Below are 18,170 nucleotides of genomic sequence, written 5' to 3' on the forward strand. Positions count from 1 at the left end.
TAAAATAGATCAATCTATTATACCATAAAATCAGTTGAAAGGGGTTTAGGCATAGGATAAGACATGTTTTTAAAAGAATAGTATCAGTTCTAAAAAACAGACAAAAAACAGATAGCGGTTAGGAAGGGGATAGACTGCTTTGATAGAATGGGATTGTTCAAAAAAACAAATACAATCAGGAAAGCTCAAGATTCCTGTGTTATAAAACAAAGGAGAAATCAAATGAACACAAAAAAAATTGCTATGCTTGTTGCCCTTATCGGAATGTCTGGATTCTTTTTAGCCGCATGTGGGTCTAAAAATGCTGATAATCAAGAAGTCATTGACGGCAAACAAGTGGACTTCAAGAAAGACGCTGTTGACCAAAAAACTAAGACAGTAGACGGCAAGGAAGTGACAGAATACACGATGCCAGACGGAAATGTTATTCAGATCCCAGCTGACGGTGAAGAAATGCCAACGGATGAATCTGAATCAGCTAATGAATAAAAGATAAAACTTGTAGGTTGGAGGCAATATGTTTCGAAGAAAAAAAATGAATCGTAAAACCATTATATTGGGCAGCACAGTCATTCTTGCTTGTGCTGGTCTGGGAGGCTATATGCTTCTCAAGCAGGTCAATCAGCAACAGGCCATGCAAATGGTAGATAAAAAGATTGATTCGCTGACGGTTCAGGAAGCTGTCAATAACAGTAAGAAAACAAGCCTAGTTTTATCTGGGGAAGTAGTTGCTAACAATAGCAGTAAGGTCAAGATTGACCCTTCCAAGGGAGAAGTCAAGGAAGTATTTGTTAAAAATGGCGATACAGTGACACAAGGTCAACCTCTCTTCTCCTATGTGACATCGCAGGAACTGACAGCTCAGTCAGCTCAATACGACGCCCAGTCTAAGGCCAACGCCATTACAACTGCTCAAAATAGCGCCGCTATCAAATGGGAAACCTATAACCGTAAGCTGGCTAGTCTCAATGCACTCAAGGGAAAATATAATTCTAGTCAAGACGAGTCCCTGCTTGAGCAGATAAAATCTGCCGAAGACGAGCTGGCTCAAGCACTCACTGATGCTAAGACTGCTGACAATGAAGTGACGACAGCTCAGATTGAGGCTGAAAAGGCTCAGGTGACCGCTCAGACGGAATCAGACCGGATGAAATATGATACCGTGACAGCCGATACAGCTGGAACCATTACATCCATGAATGAAGATTTGCCAACTCAGTCCAAGACCAAAAAAGAAGAAGAAAACTTTATTGAAATCATGGACAAGTCCAAAACTTTGATCAAAGGGTCTGTTAGTGAGTTTGACCGTGAGAAGCTGAGCGTGGGACAGAGAGTGGATGTCGTGGACCGTAAGGATCCGAAGAAACGCTGGAGTGGCACGGTGACCCAGGTCGGTACTTTGACAACAGCAAATACTGGAAATAGCAACGGCGGAAACAAACAACAGGAAAACCCCAACCAAGGCAAGTACCCTTATACTGTTGAGCTGGATCAAGGCGGAGAAATGCCATTGATAGGCTCCCATTCTTATGTCAATGTTGTAGAAAATGCTCCTGAGGCAGGCAAGGTAGTTGTCAATAAATCTTATACCTTCAGCAAAAATGGTAAAACCTATGTCTGGAAAGTAGATGGCAAGAAGCTGAAAATGCAGGAAGTTAAGACTCAGAAAGTTTCCGACCGTTTGGTGGAGATTACAGAAGGCCTGACAATGCAGGATACCATTTCGACACCAAAAGAGGGCATGGAAGAAGGGATGGAGGTAGGACAGAATGTTAAAGCTTAAGGATATCCACAAATCTTATCAGCAGGGCAGTCAGGAATTTCCGATTTTAAAAGGAATTGATCTGCATGTGAAAGAGGGGGATTTTCTAGCGATTATGGGGCCGTCCGGATCTGGTAAGTCCACCCTGATGAACATCATCGGATGCCTAGATAAGGCGAACTCAGGGACCTACCATATCGAAGGAACTGATGTCTCTGACCTGTCCGACAATCAGCTGTCTGATTTGCGTAATCAGAAGATTGGTTTTGTTTTTCAAAATTTTAATCTCATGCCCAAGCTGACAGCCTGCCAAAATGTAGAATTACCTCTAACTTACATGAAAGTTCCTAAAAAAGAGAGACGTGAACGCGCCTTGGAAATGTTGCGTCTGGTCGGTCTGGAAGAAAGAAGTGACTTCAAGCCTATGGAGCTGTCTGGTGGTCAAAAGCAACGGGTAGCTATTGCTCGTGCCCTGGTGACCAATCCCAGCTTTATTTTGGGAGACGAGCCGACTGGAGCGCTGGATACTAAGACCAGTGTTCAGATTATGGAGCTTTTCAAGCAATTTAATGCACAAGGCAAGACCATTGTCATCATTACCCACGAGCCGGAAGTGGCCCAGCTTTGCAAGCAAACAGTTGTCTTGCGGGATGGCAATATAGAGACTAGGGCATTAGGATAGAAGGGGGCTATATGGAAGATATTTTTGTAGCTCTAAACTCAATCCTGTCGCATAAAATGCGCTCTATGCTGACCATGCTGGGGATTATCATCGGGATTGGTGCCATTATTGCTATCTTTTCCATCATTGAAGGAAATACGGAAAATACCAAGCGTCAGCTCATCGGCGGCAACAATAATACAATCAAGGTCGTCTATGACAAGAAAAGTTCGATTGATCCGTCCATTCCGGAAAAATCCCAAGCTCAGAAGCCTTCCTACATTCCCTTTATGGGAGAGGATGTCTTGTCCAAAATAAAGGAAATTTCTGGCGTTAAAAATGCTTTGATGACCTATGGTACGGACGAAAAGATTTACTATCTCAGTCAGAAGTCATCTGGGAAGGTTCAGGCGGTTTCGCAGTCAGTAGCTGATATAAAACAACAACGGCTGTTGGAAGGGGAGGGCTTTGACTCAGAAGCCTTCAAAAATCAAGAGCAAGTGACCTATTTGGAAAAGACGCTCTATGACACCCTCTTTCCCAATGGGGATGGCATCGGTAAGTATGTAGAAGTCATGGGCAACCCATTTAAAGTCATCGGCGTATTTGAGTCCACCGAGCAGAGTGGACTGACAGCTGGATCAGAAAAGGTCGCTTATATTCCTCTCCAACAATGGCATCGGATTTTTGATACCATCAATGTCAGTCCAGAAGTAACGGTCCAAACCCATAAAGCCGATGATTTGAAGAAGGTGGCTAAGAAGGTCAGTGACTATCTCAATCAGCAGATGTCGCAGTCAGACTATATGTTTGGTGTGCTGAACCTACAGGAATTTGAACGGCAACTGGAAAATCTCAACAAGTCCAACTTCGTACTATTGGCGGGTATTGCTAGCATCTCTCTCCTAGTTGGAGGTATCGGTGTTATGAATATCATGCTGGTATCAGTGACGGAGCGGACGCGTGAAATCGGGATTAAAAAGGCTCTGGGAGCTCGGCGCAAGATTATTCTTAAGCAGTTTCTGATCGAAGCGGTCATCCTGACTCTGATGGGTGGTGTTATTGGTGTAATTGCTGGAATTGCCTCTGGCTTTGCTATTACCCAGTCTTTAGCCTATCCATATATTTTATCCCTCTTTTCGGTCTTTGTAAGTTTGCTCTTTTGTTGTATAATAGGAGTAGTGTTTGGGCTCCTGCCGGCTGTGAAAGCATCCAAGCTGGATCCAATTGAAGCCCTGCGATTTGAATAAATAAAGGAGAATCAAGCATATATGCAAAAGATTTTAGTAGTGGAAGATGATACTACGATTAATCAAGTCATTTGTGAATTTTTAAAAGAAAGTAACTATGCTGTTACACCAGTCTTTGATGGAGGCGAGGCTTTGCTTCAATTTGAAGCAGAGTCTTTTGACTTAGTGATTTTGGATATGATGTTGCCGACCATGAGTGGACTGGATGTGCTCAAAGAAATTCGCAAGACTTCTCAAATTCCCGTCATGATTCTGACGGCACTAGATGACGAGTACACCCAGCTAGTCAGCTTTAATCACCTCATTAGTGATTATGTGACCAAGCCTTTCTCACCGCTGATCTTAGTCAAACGGATTGAGAATATTCTGCGTCGGAATACCGTCGCTTCAGAAATTGCTGTCGGTGAGCTGACAGTCTCCATTGATGACTGCACGGTTTATTGGCATGGCGAAAAGATGCCTCTGACCAAGAAAGAGTATGAAATCTTGCAGGCTCTGGCCAAGAGAAAGGACCACTTGGTGACGCGCGATCAGCTGATGAATACCATTTGGGGCTATAGTGAGCTAGATAGCCGAGTGTTGGATAATCATATCAAGAACATTCGTAAGAAAATTCCAGGCATTCCTCTGAAAACAATCACAGGTATGGGCTACCAGCTTGGAGGAGAAGACAAGTGAAGATTGTCAAAAAGAACTTCCTCTTGACCTCCTCCATCATTTTCGTGGTAGTGACCATCGTGCTGGCTAGTCTTTACTTTGCTATGCCGGTTTATTACCAGCAGGTCAAGGGTGGCGAAGCCCAGCGAGAGTTTGATCAGGTTGCCAAGCAGGTTAAAGGAAAGTCTAGTCAGGAAATCAGTGAGCTTTTGAGCAACTATAGCAAAAAAAATAATCAGATTTGGTTTACCTTGCTGGCTCAAGACAATACAATTCTGTATCCCTCTCTTGAGGATGGCGGAGAAAGCTCGCTACAGCTGACAATTGTCCCAACGATTCCTAGCAGTGACTATGAGAGCAAGACCCTATCAGAAAGCTTTCGGACTTCAGATGGTAAGGAAGTTGTCCTTAGAGGTGAGTATTCTTTGCAGCCAGTGTCGGATGCCAGCCGGATTTTGCTTAATCTCTATCCTTTTGTGCTATTTTTGTCGCTGAGTCTAGGAGGCGTAGTTGCCTATCTCTATAGCCGGACTTCCAGCCAGCGGATCAAGGATATATCCTTGAGCACCCGTCAAATGACGACTCTGCTTCCAGATGTCTTGTGTCAAGTAAAAGGGCAAGACGAGATAGCCGATTTGGCTCAGGATATTAATCATTTATATACGAATTTATTAGCTAGCATGGAGGCTCTGCGCCTAGAAAATGAAAAAGTCGCAGAAAGTGAGCGCGAAAAAGCAGAATTTCTCCGTATGACTTCCCACGAACTGAAAACGCCGATTACCAGCATGATGGGAATGATCGACGGAATGATTTATGGTGTGGGTGAGTTTAAAGATCGTGATAAGTATCTGCAGAAGTGCCGCGAAATCTTAGAAGAACAGTCGGACTTAGTTCAGTCTATTCTGGCTATTTCAAAACTGGAGATGACGACGGAGACAGAACGAGAAACCTTCTCTTTGAAAAAGCTGCTTGAAGAAAATATCAGCACTTACAAGATTCTGGCTGATCTCAAGCATTATCGCTTTAATGTTCAACTTTCAGAAGCGACAGTTCGGGGAAATAAGACCTATTTACTCAAAGCGATTAAAAATCTGATTGATAATGCCTTTCATTATACAGTGGAAGGTGGAGAAGTTTTGGTTCGCTTAGACGATAGGATGTTAATCGTAGAAAATGAAGCTGAGAAAGTACTGGACGAGTCACAGATTCAGCAGATTTTCCAGCCATTTTATCGACCAGACTATAGTCGCAATCGCAAGGATGGCGGTACAGGACTAGGACTCTTCATCGTTCAGCAAATTTTAGAAAAGCACCATCTCACTTATCGCTTTGAAGCCGTTGAGAATAGATGGATGCGCTTTACGATTTTTTTACCTCAAATAGATAAGGACTAAACGAAGTCGAAGATGTATGGAATCAGGAAAGGATTCCATACATTTTTTATGCATTTGTCATGCCTACTATTGGCATTGTCTAGAAATTCTCTCTTAAATATGGTAAAATAGAAATTAATAATAAAGATAGTATACCTTTATAAAATATAAGAATGAGCTTATCCGAATAAAGCTTTAATAGTGAGATGATGTTGAAGATATTGTAGATAAAGATAGAACTGTCAGAGGGGCAGGCCGAATAATTGATTTTGAGCATTTGGGAGTCAGTATCAAGAAACAAGTGCTAATGTTCAAAAAAAGCTTGGCTGATGCGGTTGAAAATATAGCTACCTTTAATCAGGATGTCGCAGACAGCAGTATAATATGTCTGATTGCTGTTCAGAATCAGCAATGATTTAACTGGAAATCCTATGCTCTTTTTTTGTTGGGTTCTGGAAATGGGAATTTGACAAGGGGATGTCGTTCAGTAAAAGCCAGTTGAGCTAAGGACTTTCATGGATTAAAAAGAAAAGCCAAAAAAACGCTTACAATATCACAAAATAATTGACTATTACCTTTATTAGGAGTAAACTAATGGGGTACATTTAAAAAATATAAAAGGAGAATTCGTCATGAATTTAACATTTTTAGGACTTTGTATTGCCTGCTTTGGCGTCTCATTAGCTGAAGGTTTGATTATGAGTAATCTTTTCAAAGCATCTGCCCGTCAACCTGAAATTATTGATCAACTACGTAGCCTCTTAATTCTCGGTGTTGCTTTTGTAGAAGGTACCTTCTTTGTAACCTTGGCCATGGCCTTCGTCATTAAATAGACCACTCTATTTAGAGAAGGAGGTGTCAAACCATGGAAGAAAGTGTAAATCCGACCTTAAATATTGGACCAATATCCTTTGATTTGACCCTACTTGCCATGTCTCTTGTAACTGTTTTGATGGTCTTTGCTTTTGTCTACTGGGCAAGTCGCAAAATGACCCTTCGTCCAAAGGGCAAACAAAATGCTCTTGAGATGATCTATGATTTTGTCATTAGCTTTACCAAGGGTAACATTGGAGAGCATTATATGAAGAATTATTCTTTATTTTTGTTTTCTCTTTTTATGTTTATTTTGGTGGCCAATAATATTGGGTTGATGGCAAAAGTCCAAACAACAAACGGTTATAACTTGTGGACTTCCCCAACGGCTAACCTCGGCTACGACTTATCTCTCTCCTTTATGATCACCTTGATCGCACATATAGAAGGGGTTCGTCGTCGAGGCTTTAAGGAATATTTGAAGGCTTTTGCAACACCAGGCTTTATGACCCCGATGAACCTCTTGGAAGAAGTGACCAATTTTGCTTCCTTAGCAATTCGGATTTACGGGAACATTTTTGCCGGTGAAGTATTGGCAGGTTTACTTTTATCCTTGTCTCAACAAGCCTTTTATTGGTATCCAGCAGCCTTTATCGGAAACATGTTATGGACGGCCTTTTCGATTTTCATTTCATGTATCCAAGCTTATGTATTTACCATGTTGTCTTCAATGTACATTGGTAAAAAAATAAACGGTGAGGAAGAGTAAGTAGAGGAGTAGTAGAAGATGGATTTAACTATTGGTACCATTATTGGTGACTTTATTCTCATCGCTGGTTCCTTCCTTTTATTAATTTTTTTAGTAAAGAAGTTTGCCTGGGGCAATATTACCAGTATTTTAGAAGAACGTTCTAAAAAGATTACGGATGATATTGACGGGGCTGAGTCAGCCCGTAAAAAGGCTGAGGAACTTGCGCAAAAACGTGAGAATGAATTAGCAGGAAGTCGTCAGGAAGCAACGACGATTATCGAACATGCTAAGGAAACAGCTCAAAAAAATAAGGCTGGAATTTTAGCGAATGCAGCTGAAGAAGCTGGACGTTTGAAAGCAAAAGCCAATCAGGAAATTGCTCAGAGCAAGGCAGATGCCTTGAATAGCATTAAAGATGATGTGGCTGACCTAACAGTAAGTCTCGCAAGTAAGATCTTGAGTCAGCAGCTCGATACAGAGAAACACAGCGAGCTCATTGATCGTTATATTGATAAATTAGGAGATGCTTAATGGACAAAAAGCAATACGCGGTAATTGAAAAATATGCCTTGCCTTTTGTTCAATTAGTATTTGAAAAAGGTCAGCAACAGGATGTTTTTGATAAACTAAGCCAGATTAAGGCCGTGTTTGTGGAAACAAATCTTGCTGACTTTTTATCACATATTGGCGTTGATGAGGAAGAGAAGGAGAAGGCTCTTCGACTTTTCCAAAACTCAGATTCACAGCTGATTGATAACTTTATCGAAGTCATTATTCTCAATCATCGAGCTGCTTTATTCTACGATATATTATTAGAAATTCAGCATCAGATTGAGAAGCAAAGCAATGAATTTGAAGTGACAGTCAGATCTGTCCAAGCACTGACAGAAAGCCAAAAAGAGAGATTGAAACCAATTATTGAGCAGAAAATGGGCCTCAAGGTTCGCGCGCTCAAGCAGGAATTGGATGTCGATTTGATTGGTGGTTTTGTCATCTCAGCCAATAATAAGACAATTGATGCAAGTATAAAACGTCAATTACAACTCGTAAAAGAAAATTTGAAATAGAAAGTGGTGTGAATTTTGGCGATTAACGCACAAGAAATCAGCGCTTTAATTAAGCAACAAATTGAAAATTTCCAGCCAAATTTTGACGTCACAGAAACTGGGGTCGTCACTTACATTGGTGATGGAATCGCTCGTGCCCACGGTCTTGATAATGCCATGAGCGGGGAGCTCTTGATTTTTGAAAATGGTTCTTATGGTATGGCCCAAAACTTGGAGTCAACTGATGTCGGGATCATTATCTTGGGTGACTTTACAGATATTCGTGAGGGGGATACGATTCGCCGCACGGGTAAAATCATGGAGGTTCCTGTTGGGGATGCTTTGATTGGTCGTGTCGTGGATCCGCTCGGTCGTCCTGTTGACGGATTGGGTGAGATTGTTACGGATAAAACACGTCCTGTTGAAGCGCCAGCTCCAGGAGTTATGGAGCGGAAATCCGTTTCTGAACCATTACAAACAGGTCTAAAAGCCATTGACGCACTGGTACCAATTGGTCGTGGCCAGCGGGAATTGATTATCGGTGATCGTCAGACTGGTAAAACCAGTATTGCCATCGATGCGATCCTCAACCAAAAAGGGCAAGATATGATCTGTATCTATGTTGCCATCGGTCAAAAGGAATCCACTGTTCGGACACAGGTTGAGACCCTCCGCCAGTATGGAGCCTTAGACTATACCATTGTGGTAACAGCATCAGCTTCTCAACCTTCTCCTTTGCTTTTCTTGGCACCTTATGCCGGTGTAGCAATGGCAGAAGAATTCATGTACAATGGCAAACATGTCCTCATCGTTTATGATGATTTGTCTAAACAAGCGGTAGCTTACCGTGAACTTTCTCTCTTGCTTCGCCGTCCGCCAGGTCGTGAAGCCTTCCCAGGGGATGTTTTCTACCTTCACAGCCGCTTGCTTGAGCGTTCGGCTAAGGTTTCTGATGAGCTAGGTGGTGGTTCAATCACTGCATTGCCATTCATCGAAACGCAGGCAGGAGATATCTCAGCCTATATCGCGACCAACGTGATTTCAATCACGGACGGTCAGATTTTCCTCAGCGATAGCCTCTTTAACGCAGGTATCCGCCCAGCTATCGATGCTGGTTCTTCCGTATCTCGTGTCGGTGGTTCTGCCCAAATCAAGGCCATGAAGAAGGTTGCAGGAACTCTGCGTATCGACCTTGCTTCTTATCGTGAGCTGGAAGCCTTTACCAAGTTCGGTAGTGACTTGGATGCAGCAACTCAGGCTAAACTCAATCGCGGACGCCGCACAGTAGAAGTATTGAAACAGCCAGTTCATGAGCCACTGCCAGTTGAAAAACAGGTTGTGATCCTCTATGCACTGACTCACGGCTTCCTTGATACAGTACCAGTAGATGAGATTCTTCAGTTTGAAGATGAGATTTTCACTTACTTTGATGCTCATCATGAAGACATTTATGAAACAATTCGTCAGACAAAAGATTTGCCGAGTGAAGAAGTGCTGGACGCCGCTATTACTGAATTTATCAATCAGTCTAACTTCAAATAGGAATAGAGGTGTCAGATGGCAGTTTCATTAAATGATATCAAAAATAAAATTGCATCCACAAAAAACACCAGTCAAATCACCAATGCTATGCAGATGGTTTCTGCATCTAAGTTAGGGAAATCCGAAGAAGCAGCAAAGAACTTTCAAGTCTATGCTTCTAAGGTTCGGAAACTCTTGACCGACCTTTTGCATGGTCATGAGACAGAAAATGTTAGTCATCATCCCTTGCTCAAGAGCAGACCAGTTCAGAAAACGGCTTATATCGTCATTACGTCTGATCGGGGTTTGGTCGGTGGCTACAATGCAACCATCCTCAAATCAATGATGGAATTGATTTCTGAATACCACGAAAAGGATGACTATGTCATTATTTCGATCGGTGGAATGGGAGCTGATTTCTTCCGAGCACGGGGCATTCAGCCAATTTATGAATTGCGCGGCTTAGCCAATCATCCGAGTTTTGATGAAGTCCGGAAAATCATTTCTAAGACCATTGAAATGTATCAGAATGAACTTTTTGATGAACTTTATGTCTGTTATAACCACCATGTCAACAGTCTGACCAGTCAGATGCGGGTAGAGCAGATGTTACCAATCATCGATTTGGATCCTAGTGAAGCGGATAAGAACTATATCCTCAATCTAGAACTAGAATCCAGTCGAAATGCGATTTTAGATCAGCTCTTACCTCAGTTTGCTGAAAGTATGATTTACGGGGCCATTATTGACGCAAAAACTGCTGAAAATGCTGCTGGTATGACAGCCATGCAGACAGCAACGGATAACGCTAAAAAAGTTATCAATGATTTGACCATTCAGTATAACCGTGCTAGACAAGCAGCTATCACGCAGGAAATTACTGAAATTGTGGCGGGTGCAAGTGCACTGGAATAGTGTCACAGAAAATAAATATTATAAAGAGGAGAAAAGAATGAGCTCAGGCAAAATTACTCAGGTTATCGGACCGGTTGTAGACGTAGCGTTTGCAGCTGGCGACAAGCTACCTGAGATCAATAATGCACTTGTAGTCTATAAAAATGACGAAAAAAAATCAAAAATCGTCCTTGAAGTAGCTCTTGAGCTTGGTGATGGAGTGGTTCGGACCATCGCTATGGAATCAACGGATGGGTTGACTCGTGGCATGGAAGTGCTAAATACTGGCCGTCCAATTTCTGTACCAGTCGGAAAAGAAACACTTGGTCGCGTCTTTAACGTTTTGGGAGATACCATTGACTTGGATGCTCCTTTTGCGGATGATGCAGAGCGCCAGCCAATCCATAAGAAAGCTCCAACCTTTGATGAGTTGTCTACTTCATCAGAGATCTTAGAAACAGGTATCAAGGTTATCGACCTTTTAGCACCTTATCTGAAAGGTGGTAAAGTCGGACTCTTCGGTGGTGCCGGAGTTGGTAAGACCGTCCTGATTCAGGAATTGATCCACAACATCGCTCAAGAACACGGTGGGATTTCTGTATTTACCGGTGTTGGAGAACGGACGCGTGAAGGGAATGACCTTTACTGGGAAATGAAGGAGTCTGGCGTTATCGAAAAGACAGCCATGGTCTTCGGTCAGATGAATGAGCCACCAGGGGCACGTATGCGTGTTGCTTTGACTGGCTTGACGATTGCAGAATATTTCCGCGATGTGGAAGGTCAAGATGTCTTGCTCTTCATTGACAACATCTTCCGTTTCACGCAAGCAGGTTCTGAAGTTTCTGCCCTTTTGGGTCGGATGCCGTCAGCCGTTGGTTACCAACCAACACTTGCGACAGAAATGGGACAATTGCAGGAACGGATTACCTCAACCAAGAAGGGTTCTGTAACCTCTATTCAGGCCATCTATGTGCCAGCCGATGACTATACTGACCCAGCTCCAGCAACGGCTTTTGCTCACTTGGATTCTACAACCAACTTGGAACGTAAATTGGTTCAATTGGGGATTTATCCAGCAGTGGATCCGCTCGCTTCAAGCTCTCGGGCTCTTTCTCCTGAGATTGTTGGTGAAGAGCACTATGCGGTGGCTGCTGAAGTTAAACGCGTATTGCAACGTTATCATGAATTGCAGGATATCATTGCAATCCTAGGTATGGACGAATTGTCAGATGAAGAAAAGACCTTGGTTGCGCGTGCGCGTCGGATTCAATTCTTCCTTTCTCAAAACTTCAACGTTGCTGAGCAATTTACTGGTCAGCCGGGATCTTATGTGCCTGTAGCTGAGACAGTTCGTGGCTTTAAAGAAATCCTCGAAGGAAAGTATGATAAGTTACCAGAAGATGCCTTCCGCGGTGTCGGTTCAATTGAGGATGTCATTGCTAAAGCTGAAAAAATGGGATTCTAAGAGGTGAATGATGGCTCAAATGACAGTACAAATCGTTACACCGGATGGTCTTGTCTATGACCACCGTGCTGCATTTGTTTCCGTAAAAACGATTGACGGAGAAATGGGGATTTTGCCTCGTCATATCAATACAATCGCTGTTTTGGAAGTGGATCAGGTCAAGGTGCGCCGGGTCGATGATGATAAGCATATTGATTGGATTGCGGTCAACGGTGGTATTGTAGAGATAGCTGACAATGTGATTACCATTATCGCAGACTCAGCAGAACGTGCGCGTGATATTGATATTAGCCGTGCTGAGCGGGCTAAACTGCGTGCTGAGAAAGAGATCGAAGAAGCTCAAGACAAGCATCTGATTGACCAAGAGCGCCGTGCTAAAATCGCCCTTCAGCGTGCCATCAACCGGATTAACGTTGGAACAAGAATGTAATAAGCAAAAAAAGAATGGAAATGCCATTCTTTTTTTGTTGGCTTACGTTTCTTTCTGCTAGGAATGGCTGGTCTTATGGTATAATAAAAACTATGATAGAATTAACATTTCGACTATGCAGTCACCTGCTCTTTATTTTCTTTGCTTTTCATCTTCTGTCTACTGTAGTAAGTTGGGAAAGATTTCTAAAAGTAAATGCTGATAATGCTCTCAAAATTCGTTTTTTGATATTATTGTTGAGTATTGCCTTGGGCTACATGGCCAGTCTATTTTTTATTGGCATCTATGATATGAGTCGGGCAATCTTTAACGGTACTTTGTAAGGTCAGATTTTTGATTTTATGGTATGATAGTAGGGATGAATTTTTAATGTTTGGAGTAGCTAGTTAGTATGGAAAAAATTATTATTCAGGGTGGAAATAATCGTCTGGTTGGAACAGTCAAGATTGAGGGAGCTAAAAATGCGGTGCTGCCGCTGCTAGCTGCAACGATATTGGCCAGTGAAGGAAAAACGACACTCAAAAATGTTCCAGTCCTTTCGGATGTTTTTACCATGAACAATGTTATTCGCGGTTTGAATACGCAGGTGAACTTTAACCGAGACGAAAACACTGTAGTCGTGGATGCAACTCAGCCTTTGTCTGAGGAAGCTCCTTATAAATATGTCAGCAAAATGCGGGCTTCAATTGTTGTATTGGGGCCGATTCTTGCTCGAAATGGGCATGCTAAAGTATCCATGCCGGGTGGTTGTACGATTGGCAGTCGTCCGATTGACCTTCATTTGAAGGGCTTGGAGGCAATGGGCGCTCAGATTACACAGTCTGCGGGTTACATTGAGGCCAGAGCAGACCGCTTAAAGGGAGCGCATATCTATATGGACTTCCCAAGTGTTGGCGCAACGCAGAATATTATGATGGCTGCGACGTTTGCTAAAGGCACAACTGTTATCGAAAATGCTGCTCGAGAGCCCGAAATTGTCGATTTGGCCCTTTTGTTAAATAAAATGGGCGCTAGAGTCAGAGGAGCAGGAACGGAGAATATAACAATTATCGGTGTGGAAAAACTCCATGGAGCTGAGCATAATGTAGTTCAAGACCGCATTGAAGCTGGGACCTTTATGGTGGGTGCTGCCATGACAGGCGGTGATTTGCTGATTGAGGACGCTATCTGGGAGCACAACCGTCCGCTTTTATCAAAAATGCAGGAAATGGGAGTAGAAGTGACTGAAGAAGATGCAGGAATTCGCATCCGCTCGGATGTTTCGAAGTTAAAAGCTGTTTCAGTTAAGACCTTGCCTTATCCAGGTTTCCCGACGGATATGCAGGCTCAGTTTACTGCCTTGATGGCGATAGCCCAAGGAGAATCCGTCATGATTGAAACGGTCTTTGAGAATCGTTTCCAGCACTTAGAAGAGATGCGGCGAATGGGGCTTCACTCCGACATTATGCGGGACACAGCCCGTATCTGGGGCGGTGAAAGCTTACAAGGAGCTGAAGTGATGTCAACAGACCTTCGGGCCAGTGCAACCTTGATTTTGATGGGCTTGATTGCTGATGGAGAAACAAAAGTTAGCAAGCTAGTCCATTTGGACCGCGGTTACTATAAATTTCACGAAAAGCTGGCAGCTCTTGGTGCAAATATCAAACGTGTAAAGGAAGAAGATGATGAGTGAAAATTTAAAATATTTAGGTAAACAGCTCGGAATTGTTGCCTTGGTTCTGCTACTTGCTTTTATCATTTTTTGTCTTGGTCTGGTCATCGGTTATGGTGTGATTGGAAATGGAGACAATCCTTGGTCTATTTTATCGCCCAAGACTTGGGATACCATTATTTCCAAATTTACGGGTCAGTGATTTTCCAAGAGTATGACATAGCATCCCGACTGTGCATTATCCTAGCACAGTCCTTTTAAATGGATAAGGAATTATGCCAAAAAGAAAGAAAATCCTAAAAAAAAGTAATAAATCTGTGCAGACTGTGGCAGGGCTTCTGGTTGCACTTAGCTTGTCGCTGGGAGCCTACTTTTTTGGAAATGGCAATCAAACACCAGCGCTAAACACACCTGCAGTTGTCAGCCAAAATAAGGAGACTAGCACACCTGACCAAGCTCTGTCAGAAAGTGTTCTTACAGACTCAGTGCGCTCTCAACTTGGAGGAAAAATCGAGTGGAATGGGGCAGGGGCTTTCGTCATCAATGGAAATCAAACAAACTTGAATGCCAAAGTTTCTAGTTTGCCTTATGCGGATAATAAAACGAAGATTGTTCAGGGGCAGACTGTTCCTACAGTCGCCAATGCCTTGCTTACCAAATCAACACGCCAGTATAAATCACGGGAAGAAACGGGAAATGGCTCTACTTCTTGGGTTCCTGCTGGTTGGCACCAAGTCAAACATCTATCAGGTGACTATCATCATGCGGTGGATCGAGGGCATCTCTTGGCTTACTCTTTGGTCGGTGGTTTAAAGGGCTTTGATGCTTCCACTAGCAATCCAGCCAATATCGCAGTCCAAACAGCCTGGGCCAATCAGGCCAATAAAGACAACTCGACGGGACAGAATTACTATGAAACTCAGATTCGTCGTGCTTTGGACCAGAATAAGCGGGTGCGTTATCGTGTCACTTTGATCTATACCTCGGACAATGATTTTGTACCATCTGGCTCGCATTTAGAAGCCAAGTCCAGTGATGGAAGTTTGGAATTCAATGTCTTCGTTCCCAATGTGCAAAAAGGGATTCAGCTAGACTATAGCAGCGGTCGGGTCAGTCTGACTACAGGTTCTTAATATTTAATTAGAATGAAAAGGAATGGTTGCAGATTTGTAGTCATTTTCTTTTATAGTTATAGAAGGAGAGCTTTTTAGTTTTGTTTAAGACAGTATTGATAGAATCTATCTTCTCTTACAATCCGAGAAGTGGAGGTTGCTATGAGATTTATTTTTAATTGTATTTGTTTCTTATTTCGTTTTATTTGGCGGCTGGTCTGGGGCTTGATGTGGTCCGCAGTTCTTAGTTTCGTAGTAATCGTTGGTGTCTTTTATTTTACGACTTCGACAGATAGTGGGCCAGCTGGTTTGTCCCAAGCAGTTCAGGCTGCGGTAGTGCGAGTGGAGCAACTTTTCAATGGCCAAGGGTTTACAACAGGATTTGACAGCTACAGCCAGCAAACCAATCAAATGACAGATGAGCATATCGCTACAGGCAGTCGTTGGGAGCAGGCAAGCGCCAGCATTTACATTGATACACAAAACGAAACCTTTCGGTCTGCTTATCTAGAAGCTATTGATTCTTGGAATCAGACAGGGGCCTTTACCTTTACCCTCACTGAAGATAAGGATTCGGCAGATATTATTGCAACGGAGATGAACGATGGGAATGTGCCAGCAGCTGGTGAAGCAGAGTCTCAGACTAATCTACTCACTCAGCGCTTTACAAAGGTTACCGTCCGTTTGAATGCTTACTACTTACTCAATGACCGCTACGGCTATTCACACGAACGCATCGTAAATACAGCAGCGCACGAATTGGGTCATGCTATCGGATTAAATCATAACGAGGAGGATTCTGTGATGCAGTCGGCTGGTTCTTTTTACAGTATCCAGCCAGTAGATGTTCAAGCTGTAAGAGAACTGTATCAATCATAGTATCATGTTAAAAACTATTTTCTATTTTATTAGACGCTTTCCCGAGCAAGTCTTCCTTTTTATCTTTAATTCAGGAGTTTTTGCCTGGCTTTGGACAAGCGGGACAGAGATTGCCAGTCAGATCGGTCTGGCCGATGTTTGGCAAAATCATATTCCAGTACCGCTTCAGGCATTTTTCGGCGAAAGCAGTCAAGCTGTTCAAGGCTTCTTTAAGACTTCAGCCTTTATATGGCTGGTCGGTTCGATGATGATTCTTGTGGCAATCCGCTTTGTCAAAGGACTGATTAAGTTGCTTCTCTTTGTTTTGCTCATTTTACTAGGTATCTACCTAGTGGTGCAGAATCAGGGGATTTTAAGTAGTTTTATCTAAAGTAGGCATCAGTTTATTAGCTACCAGAGCAAGAAGGGCGAGCATGCTTGCTCGTTTTTTATGTGAAATCTAAAGTTTTTTGTTTAAAACAAACAAAAAGTGTGGAAAATGAAAAAGAAAAGAGTTATAATGAAGAAAACGGGAGATGGAGGAGTCGAAAATGAATAAGATTGAACGATTAGACGAATTGGTTAAGCTGGTAGATAGACTTGGAACGATTACCGTTGCTCAAATTGTGGAAAGCCTGAAAGTCTCTGACATGACTGTTCGACGTGATTTGACAGAGCTAGAAAATCAAGGGAAATTGACTCGTATTTTTGGTGGAGCTAAAAGTAATAAAGCCCAACAATATCACGAAATTCCTCACGAAGAGAAACTCTTCAAGAATATTGAAGCTAAGCGAGCCGTTGCTAAAAAGGCTGTGCAGCTGATTGAGGATGGGGACACCATTTTCCTTGGTCCAGGGACTTCTGTAGAAGTGCTGTCCGAGCAAATAAGCAATCAAAATCTGCGCGTGATTACCAACTGCCTGCCTATCTTTAATGACCTGCTCAAGAAAAAGTCAGATACCTTTAAAGTTTTTCTTCTTGGAGGGGAAATGCGGGAGACTAGTCAAGCCTTTGTAGGAGAGATGACCAACGCTATCATGGAGCGCATGTATTTTACTAAGATGTTCTTCAGCTGTAATGGCATTAAAGGTGGACAAATCATGACCTCTTCCTTTGAAGAGGCCTACACCCAAAAGCTGGCCTTAGAACGCTCGACGGAGACATATCTGTTGATTGATTCTTCTAAGATTGATAAGGAAGATTTCACTTCCATCTGTCCTCTATCTGAAATTACAGCAGTTATCATTGATCAAACTTCCGATACAGCTCATGAGGAATTAGAAGTGCATACTAAAGTTATCTCATAAGTAATAGACAAAAATGCTCTGGATAAGAGCTTTTTTGTTTATCTATAACATTATTTATTTTTTTGATTAAAATAAACAAAAAGATGTTGACAATAAACTTAGAAAGGAGTATATTATGATTATAGAAAACAGATGGTGATTTAGATAAACATAAATCTGTTAGAAATAATCAAAAGGAGAATGCTCATGGCAATTATTATTGGAGCAGATGCTGCTGGAAGCAAGCTGAAAGATGTGGTCAAGGATTTTCTCGTCGGAGAAAACTTTGAAGTGGTAGATGTGACGAAAGAAGGTCAAGATTTTGTTGATGTGACCCTTGCAGTTGCAGCTGAGGTCAATAAGCAGGAGGAAAATCTTGGTATTGTTATTGATGCTTATGGGGCTGGTCCATTCATGGTGGCGACCAAAATCAAAGGCATGGTTGCGGCAGAAGTCTCAGATGAACGCTCTGCTTACATGACTCGCGGCCATAACAACTCTCGCATGATTACAATGGGAGCTGAAATCGTTGGTGAAGGTCTGGCTAAGAATATTGCCAAAGGCTTTGTCAATGGGAAATACGATGGCGGCCGCCACCAAATCCGAGTTGACATGCTCAACAAGATGTGCTAAGAAAAGG

General features: G+C 42.5%; 22 protein-coding genes. All 22 read left to right on the plus strand.

The window, feature by feature from the left end; genetic code table 11:
* The first annotated feature begins 222 nt into the window (after positions 1-222).
* The 22 genes from AC5FEC_RS00275 to lacA all read left to right on the plus strand — a co-directional run bounded on the left by AC5FEC_RS00275 (position 223) and on the right by lacA (position 18,163).
* Positions 223-489 (plus strand): hypothetical protein, encoded by a 267-nt coding sequence (locus tag AC5FEC_RS00275; RefSeq protein WP_037616316.1) that lies wholly within the window; start codon positions 223-225, stop codon positions 487-489.
* 28 nt (positions 490-517) lie between these two features.
* Positions 518-1,783 carry an efflux RND transporter periplasmic adaptor subunit gene (locus tag AC5FEC_RS00280; protein WP_037616314.1) on the plus strand — a complete coding sequence of 422 codons (1,266 nt, stop codon included), beginning with the start codon at positions 518-520 and terminating at the stop codon, positions 1,781-1,783.
* Entirely contained in the window at positions 1,770-2,444 is a 675-nt protein-coding gene (locus tag AC5FEC_RS00285; RefSeq protein WP_217472362.1) for an ABC transporter ATP-binding protein, read from the plus strand. The genes AC5FEC_RS00280 and AC5FEC_RS00285 overlap by 14 nt, the downstream gene beginning before the upstream one ends.
* 74 nt (positions 2,445-2,518) lie before the next feature.
* Positions 2,519-3,673 (plus strand): ABC transporter permease, encoded by a 1,155-nt coding sequence (locus tag AC5FEC_RS00290; protein ID WP_493660977.1) that lies wholly within the window; start codon positions 2,519-2,521, stop codon positions 3,671-3,673.
* A 21-nt stretch (positions 3,674-3,694) separates the two neighbouring features.
* On the plus strand, positions 3,695-4,351 hold the full coding sequence (locus AC5FEC_RS00295; RefSeq protein WP_037616309.1) for a response regulator transcription factor: 657 nt from the start codon (positions 3,695-3,697) through the stop codon (positions 4,349-4,351).
* Positions 4,348-5,724: a sensor histidine kinase gene (locus tag AC5FEC_RS00300; RefSeq protein ID WP_037616307.1), complete on the plus strand. Its 1,377-nt coding sequence runs from the start codon at positions 4,348-4,350 to the stop codon at positions 5,722-5,724. Before AC5FEC_RS00295 ends, AC5FEC_RS00300 begins: the two co-directional genes overlap by 4 nt.
* Positions 5,725-6,335: 611 nt before the next feature.
* On the plus strand, positions 6,336-6,536 hold the full coding sequence (locus tag AC5FEC_RS00305; RefSeq protein ID WP_125381528.1) for a F0F1 ATP synthase subunit C: 201 nt from the start codon (positions 6,336-6,338) through the stop codon (positions 6,534-6,536).
* A gap of 32 nt (positions 6,537-6,568) precedes the next feature.
* Positions 6,569-7,285, plus strand: coding sequence for a F0F1 ATP synthase subunit A (gene atpB / locus AC5FEC_RS00310; RefSeq protein WP_493660909.1), 717 nt, complete (start codon positions 6,569-6,571; stop codon positions 7,283-7,285).
* A gap of 18 nt (positions 7,286-7,303) precedes the next feature.
* The gene (gene atpF / locus AC5FEC_RS00315) at positions 7,304-7,798 is read left to right on the plus strand and encodes a F0F1 ATP synthase subunit B (protein ID WP_037616299.1); all 495 of its coding nucleotides are present in this window, start codon (positions 7,304-7,306) and stop codon (positions 7,796-7,798) included.
* Complete coding sequence (locus AC5FEC_RS00320) at positions 7,798-8,334, plus strand: F0F1 ATP synthase subunit delta (RefSeq protein WP_234549986.1); 537 nt, start codon at positions 7,798-7,800, stop codon at positions 8,332-8,334. The genes atpF and AC5FEC_RS00320 overlap by 1 nt, the downstream gene beginning before the upstream one ends.
* A 15-nt stretch (positions 8,335-8,349) precedes the next feature.
* Positions 8,350-9,855 carry a F0F1 ATP synthase subunit alpha gene (gene atpA / locus AC5FEC_RS00325; RefSeq protein WP_037616296.1) on the plus strand — a complete coding sequence of 502 codons (1,506 nt, stop codon included), beginning with the start codon at positions 8,350-8,352 and terminating at the stop codon, positions 9,853-9,855.
* Positions 9,856-9,870: 15 nt separating this feature from the next.
* The gene (locus tag AC5FEC_RS00330; protein WP_485671209.1) at positions 9,871-10,749 is read left to right on the plus strand and encodes a F0F1 ATP synthase subunit gamma; all 879 of its coding nucleotides are present in this window, start codon (positions 9,871-9,873) and stop codon (positions 10,747-10,749) included.
* A 37-nt stretch (positions 10,750-10,786) separates the two neighbouring features.
* A complete protein-coding gene (gene atpD, locus AC5FEC_RS00335; protein ID WP_217472365.1) occupies positions 10,787-12,193 on the plus strand; it encodes a F0F1 ATP synthase subunit beta in 1,407 nt (468 codons plus the stop codon).
* A gap of 7 nt (positions 12,194-12,200) precedes the next feature.
* A complete protein-coding gene (locus AC5FEC_RS00340; RefSeq protein ID WP_148881415.1) occupies positions 12,201-12,623 on the plus strand; it encodes a F0F1 ATP synthase subunit epsilon in 423 nt (140 codons plus the stop codon).
* A 92-nt stretch (positions 12,624-12,715) separates the two neighbouring features.
* Entirely contained in the window at positions 12,716-12,946 is a 231-nt protein-coding gene (locus tag AC5FEC_RS00345) for a DUF1146 family protein (protein WP_037616426.1), read from the plus strand.
* A 68-nt stretch (positions 12,947-13,014) separates the two neighbouring features.
* Positions 13,015-14,295 carry a UDP-N-acetylglucosamine 1-carboxyvinyltransferase gene (gene murA / locus AC5FEC_RS00350; RefSeq protein WP_493660910.1) on the plus strand — a complete coding sequence of 427 codons (1,281 nt, stop codon included), beginning with the start codon at positions 13,015-13,017 and terminating at the stop codon, positions 14,293-14,295.
* Positions 14,288-14,476 (plus strand): DNA-directed RNA polymerase subunit beta, encoded by a 189-nt coding sequence (locus tag AC5FEC_RS00355; protein ID WP_037616288.1) that lies wholly within the window; start codon positions 14,288-14,290, stop codon positions 14,474-14,476. The genes murA and AC5FEC_RS00355 overlap by 8 nt, the downstream gene beginning before the upstream one ends.
* Before the next feature lie 73 nt (positions 14,477-14,549).
* A complete protein-coding gene (locus AC5FEC_RS00360) occupies positions 14,550-15,407 on the plus strand; it encodes a DNA/RNA non-specific endonuclease (protein WP_493660911.1) in 858 nt (285 codons plus the stop codon).
* A gap of 141 nt (positions 15,408-15,548) precedes the next feature.
* On the plus strand, positions 15,549-16,265 hold the full coding sequence (locus AC5FEC_RS00365) for a matrixin family metalloprotease (RefSeq protein ID WP_493660912.1): 717 nt from the start codon (positions 15,549-15,551) through the stop codon (positions 16,263-16,265).
* Positions 16,266-16,269: 4 nt separating this feature from the next.
* Complete coding sequence (locus AC5FEC_RS00370) at positions 16,270-16,635, plus strand: hypothetical protein (RefSeq protein WP_493660913.1); 366 nt, start codon at positions 16,270-16,272, stop codon at positions 16,633-16,635.
* 160 nt (positions 16,636-16,795) lie between these two features.
* Positions 16,796-17,551 (plus strand): DeoR/GlpR family DNA-binding transcription regulator, encoded by a 756-nt coding sequence (locus tag AC5FEC_RS00375; RefSeq protein WP_493660914.1) that lies wholly within the window; start codon positions 16,796-16,798, stop codon positions 17,549-17,551.
* Between the two features lie 186 nt (positions 17,552-17,737).
* Positions 17,738-18,163 (plus strand): galactose-6-phosphate isomerase subunit LacA, encoded by a 426-nt coding sequence (lacA, locus tag AC5FEC_RS00380; protein ID WP_009659075.1) that lies wholly within the window; start codon positions 17,738-17,740, stop codon positions 18,161-18,163.
* Positions 18,164-18,170: the final 7 nt, after the last annotated feature.

The organism is Streptococcus sp. STC1396 (genome assembly GCF_058933875.1).